At 37.5% G+C, this 22,844-nt stretch carries 17 protein-coding genes and 1 pseudogene; 9 read left to right on the top strand and 9 right to left on the bottom strand.

All coding sequences use genetic code 11. From position 1 onward, the window contains the following. The first annotated feature begins 13 nt into the window (after window positions 1-13). On the top strand, window positions 14-1,309 hold the full coding sequence (locus IGJ76_RS12585; protein ID WP_067395002.1) for a site-specific integrase: 1,296 nt from the start codon (window positions 14-16) through the stop codon (window positions 1,307-1,309). 22 nt (window positions 1,310-1,331) lie between these two features. On the opposite strand, the gene rpsI is transcribed toward IGJ76_RS12585, so the two are convergent. Next, on the bottom strand, window positions 1,332-1,724 hold the full coding sequence (gene rpsI / locus IGJ76_RS12590) for a 30S ribosomal protein S9 (protein WP_067484493.1): 393 nt from the start codon (window positions 1,722-1,724) through the stop codon (window positions 1,332-1,334). 15 nt (window positions 1,725-1,739) lie between these two features. Next, window positions 1,740-2,168, bottom strand: coding sequence for a 50S ribosomal protein L13 (gene rplM, locus IGJ76_RS12595; protein WP_306294856.1), 429 nt, complete (start codon window positions 2,166-2,168; stop codon window positions 1,740-1,742). Window positions 2,169-2,546: 378 nt separating this feature from the next. Between rplM and IGJ76_RS12600 the strand changes: the two genes are divergently transcribed. Then, on the top strand, window positions 2,547-3,761 hold the full coding sequence (locus IGJ76_RS12600) for an argininosuccinate synthase (RefSeq protein ID WP_270344892.1): 1,215 nt from the start codon (window positions 2,547-2,549) through the stop codon (window positions 3,759-3,761). Window positions 3,762-3,847: 86 nt separating this feature from the next. After that, on the top strand, window positions 3,848-5,242 hold the full coding sequence (argH, locus tag IGJ76_RS12605) for an argininosuccinate lyase (protein WP_067484484.1): 1,395 nt from the start codon (window positions 3,848-3,850) through the stop codon (window positions 5,240-5,242). 116 nt (window positions 5,243-5,358) lie between these two features. Here the strand turns inward: argH and IGJ76_RS12610 are convergent, their stop codons facing one another. Further along, entirely contained in the window at window positions 5,359-5,826 is a 468-nt protein-coding gene (locus IGJ76_RS12610; RefSeq protein ID WP_067484481.1) for a Dps family protein, read from the bottom strand. Between the two features lie 234 nt (window positions 5,827-6,060). Here IGJ76_RS12610 and IGJ76_RS12615 point away from each other — a divergent pair. Further along, window positions 6,061-6,309 (top strand): annotated as a pseudogene (locus tag IGJ76_RS12615) (prepilin peptidase); the annotation flags it as partial. Window positions 6,310-6,561: 252 nt separating this feature from the next. Beyond that, window positions 6,562-6,741 (top strand): hypothetical protein, encoded by a 180-nt coding sequence (locus tag IGJ76_RS12620; protein ID WP_231885459.1) that lies wholly within the window; start codon window positions 6,562-6,564, stop codon window positions 6,739-6,741. Between the two features lie 65 nt (window positions 6,742-6,806). On the opposite strand, the gene msrA is transcribed toward IGJ76_RS12620, so the two are convergent. From msrA to rpoB, 3 genes are all read right to left on the bottom strand, one after another. Next, window positions 6,807-7,352 (bottom strand): peptide-methionine (S)-S-oxide reductase MsrA, encoded by a 546-nt coding sequence (gene msrA / locus IGJ76_RS12625; RefSeq protein WP_218658005.1) that lies wholly within the window; start codon window positions 7,350-7,352, stop codon window positions 6,807-6,809. A 316-nt stretch (window positions 7,353-7,668) separates the two neighbouring features. Next, window positions 7,669-11,325: a DNA-directed RNA polymerase subunit beta' gene (gene rpoC / locus IGJ76_RS12630; RefSeq protein WP_067484475.1), complete on the bottom strand. Its 3,657-nt coding sequence runs from the start codon at window positions 11,323-11,325 to the stop codon at window positions 7,669-7,671. Between the two features lie 79 nt (window positions 11,326-11,404). Continuing rightward, on the bottom strand, window positions 11,405-15,022 hold the full coding sequence (gene rpoB, locus IGJ76_RS12635) for a DNA-directed RNA polymerase subunit beta (protein WP_075491746.1): 3,618 nt from the start codon (window positions 15,020-15,022) through the stop codon (window positions 11,405-11,407). 718 nt (window positions 15,023-15,740) lie between these two features. On the opposite strand from rpoB, the gene IGJ76_RS12640 reads away from it, so the two are divergent. From IGJ76_RS12640 to IGJ76_RS12655, 4 genes are all read left to right on the top strand, one after another. Continuing rightward, entirely contained in the window at window positions 15,741-16,712 is a 972-nt protein-coding gene (locus IGJ76_RS12640) for an ABC transporter substrate binding protein (protein WP_430596652.1), read from the top strand. Window positions 16,713-16,734: 22 nt separating this feature from the next. Next, entirely contained in the window at window positions 16,735-17,640 is a 906-nt protein-coding gene (locus tag IGJ76_RS12645) for an ABC transporter permease (protein ID WP_067484466.1), read from the top strand. After that, on the top strand, window positions 17,637-18,440 hold the full coding sequence (locus tag IGJ76_RS12650) for an ABC transporter ATP-binding protein (RefSeq protein WP_430596653.1): 804 nt from the start codon (window positions 17,637-17,639) through the stop codon (window positions 18,438-18,440). The genes IGJ76_RS12645 and IGJ76_RS12650 overlap by 4 nt, the downstream gene beginning before the upstream one ends. Before the next feature lie 98 nt (window positions 18,441-18,538). Next, window positions 18,539-19,507, top strand: coding sequence for a biotin--[acetyl-CoA-carboxylase] ligase (locus IGJ76_RS12655; RefSeq protein ID WP_086270519.1), 969 nt, complete (start codon window positions 18,539-18,541; stop codon window positions 19,505-19,507). Window positions 19,508-19,560: 53 nt separating this feature from the next. Here the strand turns inward: IGJ76_RS12655 and menA are convergent, their stop codons facing one another. From menA to pplA, 3 genes are all read right to left on the bottom strand, one after another. Beyond that, on the bottom strand, window positions 19,561-20,514 hold the full coding sequence (menA, locus tag IGJ76_RS12660; protein WP_086270520.1) for a 1,4-dihydroxy-2-naphthoate polyprenyltransferase: 954 nt from the start codon (window positions 20,512-20,514) through the stop codon (window positions 19,561-19,563). Window positions 20,515-20,524: 10 nt separating this feature from the next. Then, on the bottom strand, window positions 20,525-21,622 hold the full coding sequence (locus IGJ76_RS12665) for an FAD:protein FMN transferase (RefSeq protein WP_067484456.1): 1,098 nt from the start codon (window positions 21,620-21,622) through the stop codon (window positions 20,525-20,527). 126 nt (window positions 21,623-21,748) lie between these two features. Beyond that, the gene (gene pplA, locus IGJ76_RS12670; RefSeq protein WP_067484454.1) at window positions 21,749-22,681 is read right to left on the bottom strand and encodes an extracellular electron transfer flavoprotein PplA; all 933 of its coding nucleotides are present in this window, start codon (window positions 22,679-22,681) and stop codon (window positions 21,749-21,751) included. Window positions 22,682-22,844: the final 163 nt, after the last annotated feature.

Raw genomic sequence — 22,844 nt, forward strand, 5'->3', positions numbered from 1 at the left:
GGAGGGAAATACTATGGCAATTAGCAAAACAGAAAATGAGACTTACCGTTTACGGCTTTACTATCCACAAGATATCCAAGAGATGATAGGTGTAAACAAACTTTATTCCAAAACTTTCAAAACTAGAAAGGAGGCAAAAGAAGCAGAAATTGATTTTTATGCCAAAATTAAAGAGCTACGGGAAAACAAAGAAAAGAATGCTTTTGAACTAGGTGGCGAAGCACTGTTCAAAGATTTCTATGAAGATATCTGGATTGATGCTTATACAGCTGGCTTAACTTCTCGAAACACAAAGTCTCCTACTCCTGTCACAATCGCGAATACAAAAGATATTTTTCGACTTCACATCTTACCAATGTTTGGAAAATACACATTGAACTATCTGAATCAAAACAAAGCCTTTGTTCTAAAAATTATGACTCAAAAGGCTGCCGAATACGCAAACTTCAAAATACTACGTAGCTACGTTAATTCTATTTTTGATTGGGCAGAAGAGCTTGAATACATCGAACGGAATAAACTAGAAAAATCGCTCAAACGGATCAACGCTACTAAGAAAAACCAACTGCAAGAAGCTAAAAAAGAAGAAGACTTGTACCTTTCCTTTGAACAACTTCAAGAATGGCTAACTGCCGTCCAAAGTGATTATGAAAGTGGGCAATTGACTTTACAGGACTATGTATTATTTCTGACTACCTTCTTTTTATCTGATCGAAAATCAGAAACTTACGCTATCAAATGGAAGAACGTGAATTTCACTACTTCCCAGATTACGATTGGTAAAGCCTTGGATAAATTTGGCAATGAAAAAAGCACAAAAGGGAATAAAACGACAATTTTTCATATTCCAAATGAACTAAAGCAATTACTTCAACAGTGGAAAGTCCAGCAAAAAGCAGAACTAGCTCAGTTTGAAATCGAACAAACTGAAGAACAGCTTCTCTTTACCTTCTTTGATGATAAAGGGAATATCAATCAACGGCTTCATACAGATTATTTAAATTACCGTATGAAATCCATTGAGCGACGACATAAACACCTTACCCATGCGACCCCACATAAGTTACGACATACTGGGGCAACTTTAGCCAAACAAGCTGGTGTCGCTCTGGAACAAATTTCTGAAGCCTTGACTCACAGCGATACCAATATCACAAGAACTTATGTAAATACACCAAACGTCATTCAAATGCCCATTGGTGAAATTGCCTATCGTAAATTGTCTCAAAAAGAGTCAGACCGGAATGGTGTCAACAATGGTGTCAACTCAAAAAAAGACGCTTCGCAAAATGAATTGCGAAACGCCTGAAAGTACTGATATGAAGCTGTTTTTAACGTTTTGAAAATTGAGATGCTTTACGAGCTTTCTTAAGACCTGGTTTTTTACGTTCGACCATACGTGCGTCACGAGTAAGTAAGCCAGCACGTTTAAGAGCTGCACGGAAGTCAGGATCAACTTCTAGCAATGCACGAGCGATACCATGACGGATAGCTCCTGATTGTCCAGCATAGCCTCCACCGTTTACGTTAACAAAAACGTCATATGCGCCTTTTGTTTCAGTAACAGCGAAAGGTTGATTGATAACTTCACGCAAGTCAGCATGTGGGATGTATTCTTCAACATCTTTTTTGTTTACAATAACTTTACCAGTTCCTGGTACTAAACGTACGCGAGCAACTGCATTTTTACGACGGCCTGTGCCGATATATTGAACTTGTGCCAATGAAATTCCCTCCTATTAGATTAAGTTTGTGATATCTAAAACTTCTGGTTGTTGAGCAGTATGTGGATGTTCTGAACCACCATATACGTTCAATTTAGTAAATTGTTTGCGGCCTAAAGTGTTTTTAGGAAGCATTCCTTTTACTGAAGTTTCGATTAAACGACGAGAATTTTTAGCACGCAATTCGCCAGCTGTGACTGATTTCAATCCACCTGGGTAGTTGCTGTGACGGTAATAAATTTTGTCAGTCGCTTTTTTACCTGTTAATTTCACTTTATCTGCATTGATAACAATGACGAAATCGCCAGTATCCACATGAGGTGTGAAAGTTGGTTTATTTTTACCACGTAGTACAGATGCAACAACTGTTGAAAGACGTCCCAATGGAACATCAGTTGCGTCTACTACATACCATTTACGTTCTACTTCGCCTGGTTTGGCCATATATGTTGTACGCACGTTAGTTTCCTCCAATTTAAGTTCTGATGTTTGACATACACTTCGAGTTTCCGGGGCTCTTTGTGGGGCAAACAATACCATTTAACATATTACCTGCTACTTTGCATAATGTCAACGTTTTTCTGCTCGCATGAAAAATTTTCCAAAAGTTTACACCTCTTAGCTATTTTCATTTCCCTGTTACATTTAAAATTCTATTTTTTGTATAAAAAAGAAAGAAACTACATTGTTTTTTGTATATTAAATAATTTATTTATAATATAATGCATATTTATTAAATAAAAGTATTGCTTTTTTATTTTTATAATGCTATTATTTGAAGCATCAATTTTCAAAAAGAATGCAAAGTAAGGGGAGTTTTTTATGAAAGAGAAAATTATTTTAGCTTATTCCGGTGGATTAGATACATCTGTTGCAATTAAATGGCTGACAGATGAAGGGTATGACGTGATTGCTTGTTGTTTAGATATTGGTGAAGGAAAAGATACTGCCTTTATCAAAGAAAAAGCCTTACAAGTTGGCGCTAGTGCTTCTTATGCAATTGATGCTAAAGAGGAATTTGCACAAGAATTTGCTTTGGTCGCGCTTCAAGGACATACCTTCTATGAACAATCATATCCATTAGTTTCTGCTCTTTCACGCCCCTTAATTGCGAAGAAACTAGTCGAGCTTGCTCGAACAACAGGAGCTACAACCATTGCTCATGGCTGTACCGGAAAAGGAAATGACCAAGTTCGATTTGAAGTTGCAATCAATGCGTTAGCACCTGACTTAAAAATCATTGCGCCCGTTCGTCAATGGCAGTGGTCTCGTGAAGAAGAAATTGCTTATGCAAAAGAAAATGGTATTCCGATTCCTGCAAATTTAGATAACCCCTATTCAATTGATCAAAACCTTTGGGGTCGCGCATGTGAATGCGGAATTCTAGAAGATCCTTGGGCAACACCACCAGCAGGAGCTTATGAGTTAACGACTGCTTTGGAATACACACCAGACCAACCAGATGTAATTGAGCTAACGTTTGAACAAGGTATCCCAATTGCATTAAATAAAGAAAAGATGTCTTTATCACAACTAATCTTGACATTAAATCAGCTCGCTGGTAAACACGGAATCGGTCGGATTGATCATGTTGAAAACCGGTTAGTTGGTATCAAGTCTCGTGAAGTTTATGAATGTCCAGGTGCGGTAACATTGATGCAAGCGCACAAAGAATTGGAAGATTTGACTTTTGTTCGTGAACTAGCGCACTTTAAACCACTGATTGAGCAACAACTTGGTCAAATGATTTATGATGGTTTATGGTTCAATCCTTTAACGGAAGCTTTATTACAATTTCTAAAATCAACTCAAATTTATGTAAATGGTACCGTTCGGGTCAAGCTCTTTAAAGGAAATATAATTGTGGAGGGGCGGAAGTCATCCAATAGCCTTTACAGTGAAGAACTTGCTACTTATACATCGGCAGATACATTTGATCAACAAGCTGCTATTGGATTCATCAAACTTTGGGGACTACCTTCTAAGGTTCATGCAGAGGTACAATCGCAGCAAGAAAACTTGTCACAAATAATTTAAATATATTAGCCAATGAAGATTTCTTTACGTTATAACAGGAAAAAGAAGTCTTCATTGTTTTACATAATTTTTTGGGAGGAATAGACATGGAAAAACTTTGGGGTGGTCGTTTTCAAGGAAAAAGTGAACAGTGGATTGATGAATTTGGAGCATCGATTTCTTTTGATCAGAAGTTAGCAGAGCAAGATATTCTTGGTAGCTTAGCTCATGTCAAAATGTTAGGACATACAGGAATTTTAACTAAAGATGAAACTTCAGCAATTATTTCTGGTTTAGAAACTTTGCAGCAAAAATTAGCAGAAAATGAGTTACAGTTTACCATTGAAAACGAAGATATCCACTTAAATATTGAAACGTTGCTTCATCAAGAAATCGGTGCGGTTGCAGGAAAGTTACATACCGCTCGCAGTCGAAATGATCAAGTTGCGACAGATATGCATCTTTTTCTCAAGGAAACTGTTTTGGAATTAATCACCAAACTTCAGCAATTACGAACAACTTTGGTCAAGACAGCAGAAGAACATGTTGAAACAATTGCCCCTGGATATACGCACCTTCAACATGCACAACCAATCTCCTTTGGCCATCATCTGCTCGCCTATTATCAAATGTTGACCAGAGATACGGAACGTTTTACAGAAAGTTTAAAAAGGATTGATTTATCGCCACTGGGCAGCGCTGCACTGGCTGGAACTACCTTTCCAATCGACCGTCAATTTTCTGCAAAAGAATTAGGTTTTTCTGGTATTTATCAAAACAGCTTAGATGCTGTAAGTGATCGTGATTTTATCTTAGAATTCCTAAGTAACTGTTCCCTTTTAATGATGCACCTTTCGCGCTTTTGCGAGGAATTGATTTTATGGTGCAGTCATGAGTTTCAATTTGTTGAATTGACAGATACTTTCTCTACGGGAAGTTCTATTATGCCCCAAAAGAAAAATCCAGATATGGCTGAGCTCATTCGAGGGAAAACCGGGAGAGTTTACGGAAATCTTTTTGGTCTTCTAACATTGATGAAAGGTCTGCCTCTTGCATATAATAAAGATTTTCAAGAAGATAAAGAAGGTATGTTTGACTCAAGTGAAACAGTCCTAGCTAGTTTAACGATTATGGATGGCATGATTGCGACAATGAAAGTCAACCAATCACGTATGTACACCTCCACGCAAAAAGATTTTTCTAATGCAACAGAATTAGCCGATTATTTAGCTACCAAGGGAATCCCTTTCCGACAAGCGCATGAGATTGTCGGAAAACTTGTACTCCACTGCACACAAAAGGGCTGTTTTTTGCAGGATATTCCGCTAACTGAATACCAAGCAATCAGTTCATTAATTGAAGATGATATTTATGATACATTGCGCTCAGAAGTAGCCGTTAAAAGACGAACTTCTGAAGGTGGCACTGGCTTTGACCAAGTAAGAGCACAAATCAACCACGCATTTGCTCAATTAGCATCTGAATCCATTCACTTACCTTAAATTGTTCTGTTGAAAAGTTGTTATTATACATGGACGACCCACCTCATTCGCACAAAAAGACACGCGACTTATTCAAGCTGCGTGTCTTTTTTCTTCTATATTATAGAAATAAAAATTTAAGCATCGATTTCTGGTGCTTTTCCAAGGTGTGCTTGGATCATCCAGATGCGTTTTTCAGTTGCTGTTTTAAATTCGATAAAGATATCTTGTGTAGGATCGTCGCCTTCTTCACCAGAAACTTCAATTCCTTTTTGGTAAAGATCAGCTAAATAACGATAATTTTTCACTAACGTTTCTAAACGTTCTGGAATAGTACGATCCCAGCGTCCCACTTCGTCAGAAATTTTTGTATTGTCTGCAAACTCACGTAATGTTGAGTAAGGTGCGCCATCAAGCGTGATCAAACGTTCTGAGATTTCATCTAATTGATCATTCAGATCATCCATGAATTCGTCCATCATTGGGTGCAAAGTAAGAAAACCTGGACCTCTCATGTACCAATGTGTTTGATGCACCACAACAGACATTTGGCTTAAATCTGCAACTAATTGGTTCAATACTTCTTTTGTTTTTGGAAATTTCATTTTGTTACCTCCCTACATTTATTTACATATAAAATCATAGTCAATTTTCAATTAAATGTACACTAAAACCAATTACCTGAGAATGATTTTCATCCCAATCAATGTTCAACTAAAAATTTTTCTGTGTAACTGCCGAAAAAACAAATGATATATCATTTGTTTTTTCGATAATTTTAATTAAATAATTTTCTGCGTTTCATTTTACGTATTTCATTTTAGAAAGGGGCAAATCAGATGATACTTCATTTTATTATCGGTAGTTGTTTCGGATCATTTTTTTGTTTAATTGCACAGCGGCTTCCCGTTAACGAATCCATTCTATCACCTGGCTCACATTGTAATCACTGTCAAACACGCTTGGTCTGGTATGAACTGATTCCTTTATTCTCAATACTTTGGCAAAAGTTTCGTTGCCGCTATTGCCATTGTAAATTGTCAATCAGTTATTTTTCAGCTGAGACACTTTGCGGAGCTTTATTTAGCTGGCACTTTTACTTTTATCCGTGGGAGTTTCTTCCTTTATTTTGGATTAGCACAGCTTTTCTGTTAAGCCTAATGGATGTCTTTTATCTACTGATTGATTCGTTACTTCTTTATCTTTTTTGGGGAGTCCTGTGGTTTTCATGGCTTTTGACTGCCAGTTTTCACTGGGAGAGTGTCATCCTCGTCGTTTTTGTTATGTGCTTGCTTTTAGCATTTGTACCTAGGTCGTTAGGAATAGGTGATTGCTTACTGTTGATCTGTTGGAGCGGCGGATTATCAGTTGCCTCTTTGGCTCAACTATTATTTATTGCGAGCTTACTAGGCGTGACGTTCTTCATTTTCTATTATTTACGTTACCAGAAACAACTCGTTCAACTTCCCTTCATTCCTTTTTTAACTATGGGATTAATAATTGTTTTAAGCAGTCCATAAATAAAAAACGATGCCCAGAGCCATCGCTTTTTACTTACAGCTATACAAAACAGAAATTCTTTTCATTATTTTTTAGAAATCTTATCTGTCCAATTTTTTCGGATAAAACCCGCACGGCCTGAACCTTCACGATATAAATTATAATGTACACGATTTTTTTTATAATAATCTTGATGATATTCTTCTGCTGGGTAAAAGGGAGCTCTTGGTTCAATTTTAGTTACAATTAGTTGCTCAAATCGACCACTCGCTTCCAATTGCTGCTTAGACTCCTCTGCTAGTTTTTGTTCTTCCTCATTCCCATAATAAATAACTGGTCGATAGGAGTCTCCTCGATCAGCAAATTGACCTAAAGCATCCGTTGGGTCTGTCTGTTGCCAATAAGTGTCCAGTAATCGTTCATAACTGATTACTTCAGGATCGTATTCAATTTCTACAGCTTCCGTATGTCCTGTTGTACCCGTTGTTACTTGTCCATAAGTTGGATTTGGAACGTGTCCGCCAGTATAACCAGAAGTGACCGAAATAATTCCTGGTTGCGTATCAAAAGGTTTTACCATGCACCAAAAACATCCGCCAGCAAAAATTGCTGTTTTCGTTTTACTTGTCATTTTAAGTCATCTCCTTTTCTTTATCATACTCATTTCTCAGAAAAGGGACATTATTTTGCTTGAAACAATGGCGCACAAAGTCTTATTTGGTTTACCCTCTAGGGGTATATTCCAAAAGATGTATGCTACTCTTCTTTACAAATAATAGAAACCAAGTTTTCCACATGTGGAAATTCTATTTCTATTTTTATTTATTGTTCTTGTGGATATTTCTGTCTGTTTCTAGCTCCTTTTTTATCCACAAAGTACAAAAGAGGTCGAACGTCAAGACGTTCGACCTCTTTTTATTTCAATCCAAAATTCTCAAGTGAATGATTTATTTTGTTTGATTATTGTTCATTGCATCTTCAGCAGCCATTTGTGCTTCAATATCAGAGATACTGTACACATTTTCGCTAGCCACACCAACTTCTTTTGGTTCCATATCACGGTAACGTTGCATACCAGTACCAGCTGGGATGATTTTACCGATGATAACATTTTCTTTCAAACCAAGAAGTGGATCTTTCTTACCGCGAATTGCAGCATCCGTCAAGACACGAGTTGTTTCTTGGAATGACGCAGCAGATAAGAAGCTGTTTGTTTCCAATGAAGCTTTTGTAATACCTAGCAAGACTGGACGAGATGTCGCAGGGACACCACCAGCAACTAAAGTATTGTAGTTTTGATCTTTGAAGTCTGCAATATCCATTAAAGTACCTGGTAAAATTTCTGTGTCACCTGGGTCCATTACGCGAACTTTACGTAACATTTGACGTACCATTACTTCAATATGTTTATCGCCGATTTCTACCCCTTGCATACGGTACACGCGTTGTACTTCACGCAATAGATAATTTTCAACAGATAAAACATCACGAACTTGCAACAATTGTTTAGGATCGATTGAACCTTCTGTTAATGGAGCACCACGATGGATCATATCGCCTTCAGCGACTTTCATACGTGCTGTATAAGGTACAGTGTACGTACGAGTATCTGTTTTACCTTTAATTGTTACTTCTTTTGTACGTGTTGCAGGATCTTCTGAGATATCAATAACATCACCAGTTACTTCAGTAATCACAGCTTGTCCTTTTGGATTACGTGCTTCAAAAATTTCTTGGACACGAGGAAGACCTTGAGTAATATCATCTCCGGCAACCCCACCTGTATGGAACGTACGCATTGTTAACTGTGTACCTGGTTCACCGATTGATTGAGCAGCGATTGTACCAACTGCTTCACCTACTTCAACATCAGAACCAGTTGCAAGGTTACGTCCATAACAATGTTTACATACACCATGTTTTGTATTACATGTGAATACTGAGCGAATCGTTACAGTTTCAACGCCAGCATCAACGATTTGTTTTGCGATATCTTCAGAAATTAATTCATTTCCTTCAATAATTAGTTCGTCTGTTTCAGGGTTACGGATTTCTTTACGAGTATAACGTCCAATTAAACGATCTTCTAATGATTCAATGATTTCATTTCCTTCACGAATTGCACGAATTTCAAGACCACGATCAGTACCACAATCTTCTTCACGGATGATGACATCTTGCGCTACGTCAACTAAACGACGAGTCAAGTAACCTGAATCGGCTGTCTTCAAGGCAGTATCGGTCATCCCTTTACGAGCCCCATGGGTTGAGATAAACATTTCTAAGACAGATAGTCCTTCACGGAAGTTTGAAATGATTGGCAATTCCATGATTCGACCATTCGGAGCGGCCATCAATCCACGCATACCGGCAAGCTGAGTAAAGTTGGAGATGTTACCACGAGCTCCAGAATCAGACATCATGAAGATTGGATTTTTTGCTTCCAAACCTTCCATCAGTTTTTGTTGGATTTCATCTTTGGCAGCATTCCAAACAGCGATTACGCGTTCATAACGTTCGTCATCTGTAATTAGACCACGACGGAATTGTTTTGTAATTGTTTCAACTTGTTTGTGTGCATTTTGGATAATTCCTTGTTTTTCTTCAAGAACACTGATATCCGCAATCCCTACAGTAATACCTGCATGAGTTGAATGTTTGTACCCTAAGTCTTTCATACGGTCAAGCATCTTAGATGTTTCAGTGACTTTAAAACGTTTGAAGACTTCAGCAATGATATTTCCTAAGTTTTTCTTCTTGAATGGCAAGATCAATTCTTGTTCTTTGATGTGTGCAGGAATATCTGTACCCGCTTCAACAAAGTATTTATCTGGCGTTTGAACAGTTAAGTTAAAGTCAGTTGGTTCATTCAAGTAAGGGAACTCTTGTGGCATGATTTCATTAAAGATAATCTTACCAACAGTAGTAATCATTGTGCGTTCTTTTTGCCAATCAGTAAATGGTTTGTCACCTAATGTGTTAGGGTTCACACCAATACGTGAGTGTAAATGAACGTAGCCGTTACGCCATGCAATCACAGCTTCATTTTGATCTCTGAAGACCATTCCTTCGCCTTCACGACCTTCTTCTTCCATAGTTAGGTAATAGTTACCTAAAACCATATCTTGAGAAGGTGTTACAACTGGTTTACCGTCTTTTGGATTCAAAATATTTTGTGCAGCAAGCATTAACATACGTGCTTCAGCTTGCGCTTCTTCATTCAATGGAACATGGACAGCCATTTGGTCTCCATCGAAATCGGCATTGTAGGCTTCACAAACAAGTGGATGCAAACGAATTGCACGTCCTTGGACCAATACTGGTTCAAACGCTTGAATACCAAGTCTGTGAAGTGTAGGCGCTCGGTTAAGTAATACTGGGTGTTCTTTGATTACGTCTTCTAAAACATCCCAAACTTCATCTTCTTGACGTTCGATTTTACGTTTTGCATTTTTGATGTTTGATGCAAGTTCACGTTGGACTAATTCACGCATTACAAATGGTTTGAACAATTCGATAGCCATTTCTTTTGGAAGACCACATTGATACATCTTCAAGAAAGGACCAACAACGATAACTGAACGACCTGAATAGTCAACACGTTTACCTAGTAAGTTTTGGCGGAAACGACCTTGTTTCCCTTTTAGCATATGAGAAAGAGATTTCAATGGGCGGTTACCTGGTCCAGTAACTGGACGGCCGCGACGACCATTGTCAATCAATGCATCAACTGCTTCTTGCAACATACGTTTTTCATTTTGAACAATGATTCCTGGTGCGTTCAAATCTAATAAACGTTTCAAACGATTGTTACGGTTGATTACTCGACGATACAAATCGTTTAAATCACTTGTTGCAAAACGTCCACCTTCTAATTGAACCATTGGACGTAAATCTGGAGGAATAACAGGAATAACATCCATAACCATCCAGCTTGGTTCATTTCCAGAGGCACGGAATGCTTCTAAAATATCTAAGCGGCGAATAGCACGTGTACGTTTTTGTCCTTGTGCTGATTTTAATTCTTCTTTTAATTCTGCAACTTCTGCATCCAAATCAACATTATCTAGTAATTGTTTGATTGCTTCCGCACCCATTGCAGCTTGGAATTCTTGACCATACTGTTCACGTTTTTCACGATATTCACGTTCAGTCAATAATTGTTTCTTCTCTAAATTAGTATTACCTGGTTCGATAACTACATAAGAGGCAAAGTAAATGATTTCTTCTAATGCGCGTGGACTCATGTCTAAAACAAGACCCATACGTGAAGGAATACCTTTAAAGTACCAGATATGTGAAACAGGAGCAGCTAATTCAATGTGACCCATACGTTCACGACGAACTTTCGAGCGAGTAACTTCTACTCCACAACGGTCACAAACAATTCCTTTATAACGGATACGTTTGTATTTTCCGCAGGCACATTCCCAGTCTTTTGTAGGACCAAAAATCCGCTCACAGAACAACCCTTCGCGTTCAGGTTTTAAGGTACGATAGTTAATCGTCTCAGGCTTTTTAACTTCGCCGTAAGACCAGCTTCTGATTTTTTCGGGAGAAGCCAAACCTATTTGCATACTTTCGAATTTATTTACATCGATCAAAAGGGGTTCCCTCCATTTCGTTTAATGGCAAAACCACAAGGCGGCTGATCATCGACCGCCTCGCAGCCCATAGACCGGATTAGTCTAATTTATCTTCTGCAGTTTCAAAGTTTTGAATCGCATCTTCATGCACTTCTTCAACTTGTTCTGCAGCTTGTTTTTCTAATTCTTTTGCAGATTGTTGTTCAGCAAATTTTGTTAAAGCATCTACTGTAATCAAATCATCATCTTCGTCATCCATGTCGCGTAATTCGATTTCTTCGTCTTGGATATCTAAGACACGCATGTCTAAACCTAATGATTGTAATTCTTTAACTAATACACGGAATGATTCTGGTACACCAGGTTTTGGAATTGGTTCGCCCTTAACGATTGCCTCGTATGTTTTCACACGACCAACAACATCATCTGATTTGTATGTCAAGATTTCTTGTAGGGTATAAGCAGCACCATAAGCTTCCAGTGCCCAAACTTCCATTTCCCCAAAACGTTGTCCACCAAATTGAGCTTTACCACCCAATGGTTGTTGTGTAACCAATGAGTAAGGTCCAATTGAACGAGCATGTAATTTATCATCGACCATGTGGGCAAGTTTAATCATATACATAACCCCAACAGACACACGTCCATCAAAAGGTTCCCCAGTACGTCCATCATAAAGAACTGTTTTAGCATCGCTAGCCATACCAGCTTCACGAACTGTTGCCCAAACATCTTCATCAGTCGCGCCATCAAATACAGGAGTCGCTACGTGGATTCCTAATTGACGTGCAGCCATACCTAAGTGTAATTCTAATACTTGTCCGATGTTCATCCGAGATGGTACCCCTAATGGATTCAACATGATATCGATTGGTGTTCCATCAGGTAAGAATGGCATATCTTCTTCTGGCATAATACGGGATACAACCCCTTTATTACCATGACGACCGGCCATTTTATCCCCTTCATGAATTTTACGTTTTTGAACGATATAAACACGAACGAGCATGTTAACACCTGGTGACAATTCATCGCCAGCTTCACGAGTAAAGATTTTTACGTCGTGAACGATTCCGCCACCACCATGTGGTACACGTAATGAAGTATCGCGAACTTCACGAGCTTTTTCGCCAAAGATTGCATGTAGCAAGCGTTCTTCTGCTGATAATTCAGTTACACCTTTTGGAGTGACTTTACCAACAAGTAAATCGCCATCTTGAACTTCCGCACCAATGCGGATAATGCCCATTTCATCTAAGTCTTTCAAAGCGTCTTCCCCAACGTTAGGGATTTCGCGAGTAATTTCTTCAGGTCCTAATTTTGTATCACGAGCTTCTGATTCGTACTCTTCAATATGAATTGAAGTATAAACATCATCTTTTACAAGACGACGGCTCATGATAATCGCATCTTCATAGTTGTAACCTTCCCAAGTCATGAAACCAACTAAAACGTTTTGTCCTAGCGCCATTTCACCTTGTTCCATAGAAGGTCCATCTGCTAAAGTATCACCTTTTTCAACGCGTTCACCTAAAAGGGCGATTGGGCGTTGGTTATAACTTGTTCCAGAGTTTGAACGACGGAATTTTGTTACAACATATTTATCTAATGCTCCGTTATCACGACGAACACGGATTTCTGAAGCATCTACATACTCAACGACACCGTCATGTTTACACAATAATGCAGCACCTGAGTCATGCGCAGATTTATATTCCATACCAGTACCAACCCATGGTGATTGCGGATTGATCAATGGAACAGCTTGACGCTGCATGTTGGCACCCATCAAGGCACGGTTGGAGTCATCGTTTTCCAAGAAAGGAATACATGCTGTCGCAACAGCAACTACTTGCTTAGGAGAAACGTCCATGTAGTCAACTTTATCAATAGAAACTTCTAAGTTTTCACTTTGTGCACGAGCCATTACAACGTCTTCAGCAAATGTACCATCTTCATTTAGAAGGCTGTTTGCTTGGGCAACGATATAGTGGTCTTCAATGTCAGCAGTTAGGTAATCAATTTGATCAGTAACACGCCCTGTCGCGCGATCAACTCGGCGATATGGTGTTTCAATAAAACCAAACTTATTAACTTTTGCATAACTTGACAAACTGTTAATTAATCCGATATTCGGACCTTCAGGGGTTTCAATCGGACACATACGACCATAGTGAGAATAGTGAACGTCACGAACTTCATAACCAGCACGGTCACGAGTCAAACCACCAGGCCCTAAGGCTGATAGACGACGTTTGTGTGTTAACTCACCCAATGGATTTGTTTGGTCCATGAACTGTGATAGCTGTGAAGAACCAAAGAATTCTTTGATACTTGCTACAACTGGACGAATATTAATCAATTGTTGTGGTGTTAAAGTCTCTGTGTCTTGAATAGACATTCTTTCACGTACCACACGTTCCATACGAGCTAAACCAATACGGAATTGATTTTGTAATAATTCACCAACTGAACGGATACGACGATTACCTAAGTGGTCGATATCATCAACATTCCCGATATCTTCCATTAAGTTCAAGAAGTAACTCATTGAAGCAATAATATCTGCAGGACGAATTGTCTTAACAGCTGCTTCTGGGTAACCATTACCGATTACGTTAACTTCACGTTCTGGATCTTTTGGTGAAAAGACTTTGATCACTTGAACAGTCATTGGATCAGTTACTACACCGTCTTCAGATGGGTAATAAGTAACTGAGTTTAAGCCATTGTCAATAAATGGAGCTAATGTTTCCATCACTTGGTGAGTCAACACAGTTCCTTTTTCAACGATGATTTCACCAGTTTCTGGATCAACTAATGTTTCAGCTAATGTTAAGTTTAATAGACGTGTTTTTAAGTCTAATTTCTTATTTACTTTGTAACGACCAACATTTGCTAAGTCGTAACGTTTTGGATCGAAGAAACGAGCATTTAATAAGTTACGAGAACTATCTGCTGTTTTTGGTTCTCCTGGACGTAAACGTTCGTAAACATCTTTCAAACCTTCTTCTGTACGTGAATCACTTGCATTTTTGTGCAAGTCTTTTTCAATAGTGTTACGCAATGTTTCGCTATCGCCGAAGATTTCAAAAATCGTATCATCAGAACCAAATCCTAATGCACGAACCAAAACAGTCAAAGGAATTTTACGTGTACGGTCGATACGTACATAAGAAATATCTTTTGCATCAGTTTCCATTTCCAACCAAGCACCACGGTTAGGAATAACTGTTGAGCCAAAGCCTTCTTTTCCGTTTTTATCTATTTTCCCATGGAAGTAAACACCTGGTGAACGAACTAATTGAGAAACAATTACACGTTCAGCACCATTGATAATAAATGTACCTTGTTCAGTCATTAGTGGGAAATCGCCAAAGAATACTTCTTGTGCTTTGATTTCACCTGTTTCACGATTTGTTAAACGCAAAGTAACATGTAATGGTGCAGAATAGTTAGCGTCATGTGCGCGAGCTTCTGCTACTGTATACTTAGGTTCCTTAAGTTCATAATCCACAAATTCCAAAGATAAATTGCCATTAAAATCATCGATTGGCAAAATGTCTTCAAACATTTCTCTAAGTCCTTCATCTAAGAACCATTGGTAAGAGTCTGTTTGAATTTCAATCAAATTTGGTAATTCCAACACTTCACTGATGCGTGCGAAACTTCTACGTTCGCGATGTTTTCCGTATTTTACTACGTGTCCAGCCAAGCTCTTCACCCCTCTAAAATGTCATTCAAAAAGACTACCCGACTAATTGTTACAAAAATATTTCAAATATTTTTTTTAGGTAACAACAGACATTTTTTGCGGCTTTTAGGCAAAAAAAAACCAAAAATAGAACAATCTCTTGAAAACTTACTTTCGTGAGCTCCTACTTTTGTTTCTCTTATAAAGCCGAAACGGACAATATTTCGTTTCTGCCTTTCATTCATCAGATAGTTTTTGCAACTTCATATAATACACGTATTTCGTACAAAAGTCAACCTCTCATCGCTTACCTCACTTGCTTTCGCAACCTTTTCTTAATTTTTCATCTACTACCAATTTTTTTCATTGTTCACTTTTGTGTTGACAGACCAAACCTCCCTTGCTAAGATTGAGAAAATTCATTTTGTGGAGGAACTACTATGATTACTAATCGAATAACACCAACACAACTGAATAACTTTTACTTTAGCTACTTTAGATAGGTTTGTATTCATCATGATGGATACAAACGTTAAACAACTTGTTTGTATCTATGATGGCTAAAGAACTTTGTATTACGCAAAAAGCCACGTAGACATTACGCTAAGTGGCTAAGCAAAGAAAATACAAAGTATTTCTGGTACCATACTTTTCTATTTATTTTCTCGCTTTTTCGAATCCATTTAGACGTCATGTCTGAATGGATTTTTTTGTTTCTTAAAACTAAGGAGGAAATCAAATGAAAAAGAATGTATTAATTGGACTTGGACTAACAGTATTACTTGCACTAGGCGGCTGTGCTCAAAAAAGCGAAGCAAAAAATGGCGATGAAGAAATGAAAACCGTCGGCGTACTTCAACTTGTACAACATAATTCACTCGACGATTCCTATAAAGGATTCAAAGAAGGCTTATCAGAAGGTGGCTACGTTGAAGGCAAAAATTTAACGATTGACTATCAAAACGCTCAAAACAATCAGGATAACTTGAAAAGCATGAGCGAAAAATTAGTCAAAGAAAAACCTGATTTACTATTGGGGATTGCAACACCTGCTGCCCAATCATTACTAAATGAAACGACAACTATTCCAATTACTGTTACTGCGGTGACTGATTTAAAAGAAGCAAAACTAGTTTCTTCCAACAAAGAACCTGGCGGGAACGTCACTGGAACTTCTGATATGGTTCCAATCAAAAAACAAATTGATTTATTACTAAGCATCGTTCCTGGCGCTAAAAAAATCGGAATCATGTACAACAACGGTGAAGCAAACTCTAAGCTTCAAGGCGATCTTGCTCAAAAAGAATTAGAAAAAGCGGGAATCAAAGTAAAAGTCTTAACTGCTAACTCCACCAACGATGTTCAACAAGTAACGAAAAGTTTAGCCAAAGATGTTGATGGTATTTATATTCCAACAGACAATACATTTGCTAGTGCCGCAAGTGTCGTCGGTGAAGTCGCAAAAGAAACGCAGACCCCTGTCGTCGCTGGTTCAGCTGCACAAGTAAAAGAAGGCGGAATTGCAACTGTCGGCATTGATTATGAAAAACTTGGAAAACAAACTGGAATCATGGCTGCAAAAATTCTTGATGGAAAAGCAACACCCGACTCACTTCCTGTCGAATCTGCAGACGATTTAGAACTAGTTGTGAATGAAAAAATGGCAGATGCTTTAGGGATTGATCCTTCCAGCATCAAAGTAGCCGAATAGCAGACAATAGGAGGAACAAAACATGTTAAATCTACTTTCAATTTTCTTATCATCTGCCTCACAAGGTGTTCTTTGGGCATTATTAGCAATTGGTGTTTATATTACGTTTCGTATTTTAGATATTGCTGATTTAACTGCTGAAGGAAGTTTTCCTTTAGGTGCTGGAATTGCAGCAATGAGTATTACACAAGGAATTCATCCTTTGCTTGCCTGCCTGCTAGGTTTTTTAGGCGGTGCGTTAGCTGGGTTAGTTTCTGGCTTGCTTCATACCAAACTAAAAATCCCTGCATTGCTTGCAGGGATCATTACCATGACAGGTTTGTATTCTGTGACCTCACGAGTGATGGGCGCACCTAATATCTCATTGCTTGGACAGCCCACTATTTTTGAATGGGTCGAATCATTGGGTGTTTCAAAAACAACTGCCGTTTTAATTGTCGGTTTATGTATCGCTTTACTGATTGTTTTTCTACTAGTGTTTTTCTTAAGAACAGAAACAGGGCTTGCAATTCGAGCAACGGGAGACAACCTAGCGATGAGTGAAGCAAATGGAATCAACACGGATAACATGAAAATCATTGGCTATATGATCTCCAATGGTTGTATTGCTTTAGCTGGCTCATTGCTTGCACAAAACAATGGCTTTGCTGACTTGAATTCTGGAATTGGCACAATTGTTATTGGCTTAGCTTCGATTATTATTGCGGAAGTTTTATTCCGTAACCAACCTCTACTTTCACGTTTCTTAACAGTCATTCTTGGTGCAGTGATTTATCGCTTCATTTTGGCACTCGTTTTCGAATTGAATGTCGAACCTAGTGACTCTAAATTAGCTTCTGCATTAGTTTTAGTTATCTGTTTATCTTTCCCACAAATTCAAGAAAAATTGCGCATTCCTAAATTCAATCGAGGAGGGAACAACAAATGAGTCCTGTATTGACAATTAAAGATTTACATCATACTTTTGAAAAAGGAACAACAAACGAAAATCATGTACTAAAAGGAATCAACCTCGCACTCCAACCAGAAGATTTTGTAACAATTATTGGAGGAAATGGTGCTGGAAAATCTACCTTACTTAATAGCATTGCGGGAACTTTTACTGTCGATCAAGGGCAAATTCTCTTACGTGAACAAGACATTACCAAAAAATCTGTAGTAGAACGTTCCAAAAATATCAGCCGTGTATTCCAAGATCCCAAGCTAGGGACAGCTGTTCGCTTAACTGTTGAAGAGAATTTAGCTCTTGCAATGAAACGAGGCAAAAAACGTGGTTTCTTTCGTGGCGTAAAGCCTCAGGACCGCCAATTTTTTAAAGAACAACTAGCAAGCCTAAATTTAGGATTAGAAAATCGTCTGACTACAGAAATTGGTTTATTATCTGGCGGGCAACGACAAGCAATCACATTATTAATGGCGACGTTACAACGCCCCAAATTGATTTTATTAGATGAACATACTGCTGCACTGGATCCGGCAACTTCTGCTACTGTAATGGAATTGACTCAGAAATTAATTCAGGAACAAAAATTAACAGCTTTCATGGTTACACATGATATGGAAGATGCCATTCGTTATGGCAATCGCTTAATCATGTTGCATCAAGGGCAAATCGTTGTTGATATTGCAAATGAAGAAAAACAACAATTAACTGTTACTAAATTACTTGATCTTTTCAAAAAGAATAGCGGTACAACACTGAAAGAAGATACTGTTCTTTTAGCTTAATTCAATAAAAAGAAAAGCAGCTGAAATTAACTTTTTACTATTGTATACGAAGAAAGCCAGAATTTGATACAATAGCAAAAAAGGAGTTGGATAATCAGATGGCTACAAAAGATACTGTACTTCGTTTACTAAAAAATTCAACGACATTTCTTTCTGGAGAAAAAATTGCCCAAGAACTACAACTTTCTCGTACCAGTGTTTGGAAAGCAATCAAAGAATTAGAAAAAGCTGGCTATCAATTTGAACATGGGCCAACCGGCTATCGGTACTTACCCTCTGATGTACTAGACGCAACAGAAATCAAACAGGAACTTCAGAACGACCAGCCACATTTGCACGTGCAGACAATGGCTACTTCTGAATCAACGATGCAAGATGCAAAACTAGTTGCCGCAAAAGGAGCAGACTACCCTGCATTATTTGTGGCAGACATGCAGGAAAATGCACGTGGTCGTTTCGGCCGACCATTTTTTGCCGAACCAGAACGCGGCATTTACATGAGTTTACTTTTGCATCCCAACCAAGAGTTTGATGAATTACCTCAATACACTTTAGTTGCAGCCAGCGCTTGTGCTAAAGCAATCGAAAAACTTACGGGGGCATCAACTCAAATCAAATGGGTCAATGATATTTATATCAATGGTAAAAAAGTTTGTGGTATTTTATCAGAAGCGATTAGCGATATGGAATCTGGCAGAATCAGCCATGTAATTATTGGGATGGGTATTAATTTTTCATTACCACAAAATGAATTTCCCCAAGAAATACAGCAAAAAGCAACTTCTATATTTCCTGATGGTCATGCAACGATTACTCGTAATCAATTAATCATTGAAATTTGGAAAGAATTATTTGCTTACTTACGTGAGCCAGCAAATAAAGAATACTTATCCTTCTATCGAAAAAAATCATTTGTTTTAGGTAAACAAGTTTCTTTTACTCAAAAAGGTATCACGTATCATGGCGTTGCTAAATCAATTACGGATACAGGTGAATTAGTAGTTCAAACCCCTCAAGAACTTAAAATATTATCTTCTGGGGAAATCAGTCTTTCATCAATCAATTAAAAATACGCATACCTTATGACAAATTTTCTATCATAAGATATGCGTATTTTTTATTAGATGTTTTGAAAAAGAATAGTTAACAATAATCCTAAAACATAGCTACCATTAAACAAAATCATGTTTTTGATGGAATAACTAAAACTAATTGGTTGTGGCAAACTTTTTTTGAATGCTTGCAAGTTCCCGTGAATTTTCGGAAAAGTTGCTAAGATAATCAAGATTGGCCATTCAAATACGCCCGTCAACAATCCTAATAATATCGCTACATAACTAGCATACATCAAGCTTTGAAAAAGAACTGTTCCCACTGGGCGACCAATATAAAACACTAACGTATAACGATGATTTTCAATGTCTCGATCAAGATCTCTTAAATTATTGGCTAGCATGATATTGGCAATTGTAAAAACTAATGGTAAAGAAGCAAGAACAATAGCCGCAACTGCCCAAAAATTTCCTTCCAACGCAAAATTACCAGTTTGGAAATCAATCATCAAATCATAGACATTCGTATTATGAGTATTGACATAAACAACCATTGCAAAAATCCCCAGACCCATCGTAAATCCACTAAAAATTTCTCCTAATGGCATACGTGATAAAGGAATGGGGCCAAAAGTATAAAACACACCAATAAAACAGCAAACAGCGCCCATCACTAACAGTAACCAGCCTGTTTGGATTGTCAAAATGATACCAATAATAAAAACAAATGCAATCATTCCCAAAATCATATTTCGAATAATTTTTGGTGAAGTATTTGTTCGACCAATTACGTTTTCTTGATATTTATAGACTTCCGAATGCGCTTTTTGATAATCCATATAATTATTGATTGCTGTCGTTGCTAAATCAAAAACTAACATTCCTATAAAAAATAAAAGTGTACTTAACCAGTGTACTTCATGAAAAAAAGCGATAGAGAATAAGACCCCTATCGCAAAAGGAAATACACTTGCCACTTTTGTTCGAATCTCAACGACTTCTAAAAAAATTTTCAGTGACATCTGCTTACTCCTATTCTAGCTTCGAACGATCACCCATTGAGTAATCTGAGTCTTCCGCTAATTTGAATTCATCTTTGATTGGATCAGTCACATAGACTTTTCCTTCTTTGGTAACAAAAATAGCATTTGTTCCATTGTCTAATTCTTCAACATAAGATAACCCTTTTTTCACACCCATTGAGAAAACTGCTGTTGAAAGGCCGTCACCATCAATTGATTTATTTGTGATGATTGTCACACTAGCAATATCATTGTCAAAAGGATATCCTGTTTGAGGATCAAATAAATGATGGTATTTCACACCATCTACTTCCAAATAGCGTTCATAAATTCCAGAGGTTACGAGCGTTTTATTTTTTTCTTTGATTGTCCCTAAAACCGAACCACGAGCAAGATTAGGATCCTGAATGCCGACATTCCAATCTTGATTTTCTCCACGAGGACTGTGTCCTAAAACATACACATTTCCGCCTAAATCAACAATTGCTGTTGTTACGCCGTTATCTTTTAGTACCTTGACAACTTCATCCGTAATGTATCCTTTAGCAATTGCCCCTAAGTCAATAATCATTCCTTTTTCTTTTAAGTAAACAGTTTTTTCTTCATCATTCAATTCAATTTTATGATAGTCAACTAATTTTAAAGCTTGATCAATTTCTTCTTGTGATGGTTTTCTGGCATCATCAAAACCAATGCGCCACAGTTGTGTTACTGAACCAATTGCCATGTCAAAACCGCCACGAGAATCTTCACTATATTCATACGCTTTCTTCACAAGTGAATAAACATCATCAGAAACTTTAACAGGTTTAATACCTGCTTGTGCATTGACCTCATCAATCTCGGAACCTGATTGATTGATTGTAATTTTGTCGCCTAATTCTTTTACTCGATCAAAGGCTGGTGTTAATACAGATTTTTTTCCTTCATCATACACTCGTATTCGTACATAAGTTCCTAACAAGAATTTTTCTTGTGCATATGGTTCACTCAAAATTCCTTTGGCTGGTTTATCGCTATCAGCTGTCTTTTCAGATGATGAACCACAACCAACCAGTGCAACTAAGGTACATACGGCTATTAAGGAAAGTAGTAATTTTTTACGCATAATTTTCCCCTTTTTACTTATTCTCAAGTTATCATACCTTCTTTTTTTCTAAATGAAAAGGTCGACACCAAAAAGAAAGAGGCTGATCCCAATTAAGTGATCAGCCCGTCATCATTTCTTGTTTAATTATTTAGTTACGATGTTGTCAACTTCAATTGTCGTTGTATCGCCTTTTTCAGCAGCATTGATCAATTGTTGACCATACATAATAAATGAATGTGAGCTATGTGTAGCACCTGTTACTACTTCTACATCAGCTGGTGAACCGTCTTCTTCACTCATCACTTTAACTAATTCTTCGTTTAGTTCTGGGATGTATGTTTCTGGAGCAGTTCCGCTTTTTTCTTTCATTGATTTGTTGTATTCAGCGTCATCTTGTTTTGATTTTCCATCTGCATTGATGTAATCAAAGTTTGATTTTGTAACTTTACCATCAGCTACAGTTAATTCAAATGTTGTACGGTAACCATTTTTTTCATTTTTTTCTTCTAAAGTATAAGTACCATCTTTCAAGTCAGCACCATTATCAATTTCAATTGTTTCTGTGTTTCCAGCTTGAGCAGCTTGGACTAATTGTTGAGCGTAATTTTGGAAGCTTTCTGATGAATGAGTTGCTCCTGTTACTACTTCTACATCACCTGGGTTTTGTGCTTCAACAAATTTTTCATTTAATTCAGGAATAAATGCTTCTGGATTTGTACCAGATTTTGCTTTCATATTTTTATTGTAATCAGCATCTTCTTGTTTTGATTTTCCATCTTCATTTACATTGTCATAGTTTGACTCAGTGATCTTTCCATCTTTAACAACGATTGTGAACACGGTACGATAACCATTTGAATAGTTTTTTTCTTCTAATTTATATGTGCCATCTTGTAATTCTCCACCTGCGATTACAGTTGCAGTTGATTCAGTTGTTGAACTTTGTGAAGATTGTGCAACTGAAGATTCTGAAGTTGAACTTTCTGAACTACTGTTGTTGTCTGCTCCACAAGCTCCTAATACCAAGGCTGAAAACGCTAAAACAGCAAATCCAGTTACAAAACGATTCTTTTTCATTATTAACCCACCAATCCCTTTTTATAATTCTTATAAATAATTTGTGATTCATTATACATTCTAATGAATCACACCAATAAGTCAACCGTTTTCTTAAAAAAATAACATGAATATGTAAATCGTTTTCTTTCAGTAACTTTCGTTAAAAAAGCGCTTAATAATC

Origin of the sequence: Enterococcus sp. DIV0175, from assembly GCF_050529075.1 — a bacterium.
GTDB lineage: Bacteria > Bacillota > Bacilli > Lactobacillales > Enterococcaceae > Enterococcus_B > Enterococcus_B thailandicus.

Bases quoted from the DNA above. Each gene is read 5' to 3' on its own strand.
- IGJ76_RS12650 (WP_430596653.1), top strand. From the start codon at position 17,637: ATGAGTCCTGTATTGACAATTAAAGATTTACATCATACTTTTGAAAAA.
- msrA (WP_218658005.1), bottom strand. From the start codon at position 7,352: ATGACAAGTAAAACGAAAACAGCAATTTTTGCTGGCGGATGTTTTTGG.
- IGJ76_RS12655 (WP_086270519.1), top strand. From the start codon at position 18,539: ATGGCTACAAAAGATACTGTACTTCGTTTACTAAAAAATTCAACGACA.
- menA (WP_086270520.1), bottom strand. From the start codon at position 20,514: ATGTCACTGAAAATTTTTTTAGAAGTCGTTGAGATTCGAACAAAAGTG.
- IGJ76_RS12640 (WP_430596652.1), top strand. From the start codon at position 15,741: ATGAAAAAGAATGTATTAATTGGACTTGGACTAACAGTATTACTTGCA.
- IGJ76_RS12610 (WP_067484481.1), bottom strand. From the start codon at position 5,826: ATGAAATTTCCAAAAACAAAAGAAGTATTGAACCAATTAGTTGCAGAT.
- IGJ76_RS12665 (WP_067484456.1), bottom strand. From the start codon at position 21,622: ATGCGTAAAAAATTACTACTTTCCTTAATAGCCGTATGTACCTTAGTT.
- IGJ76_RS12645 (WP_067484466.1), top strand. From the start codon at position 16,735: ATGTTAAATCTACTTTCAATTTTCTTATCATCTGCCTCACAAGGTGTT.
- IGJ76_RS12585 (WP_067395002.1), top strand. From the start codon at position 14: ATGGCAATTAGCAAAACAGAAAATGAGACTTACCGTTTACGGCTTTAC.
- rplM (WP_306294856.1), bottom strand. From the start codon at position 2,168: ATGGCCAAACCAGGCGAAGTAGAACGTAAATGGTATGTAGTAGACGCA.
- argH (WP_067484484.1), top strand. From the start codon at position 3,848: ATGGAAAAACTTTGGGGTGGTCGTTTTCAAGGAAAAAGTGAACAGTGG.
- pplA (WP_067484454.1), bottom strand. From the start codon at position 22,681: ATGAAAAAGAATCGTTTTGTAACTGGATTTGCTGTTTTAGCGTTTTCA.
- IGJ76_RS12600 (WP_270344892.1), top strand. From the start codon at position 2,547: ATGAAAGAGAAAATTATTTTAGCTTATTCCGGTGGATTAGATACATCT.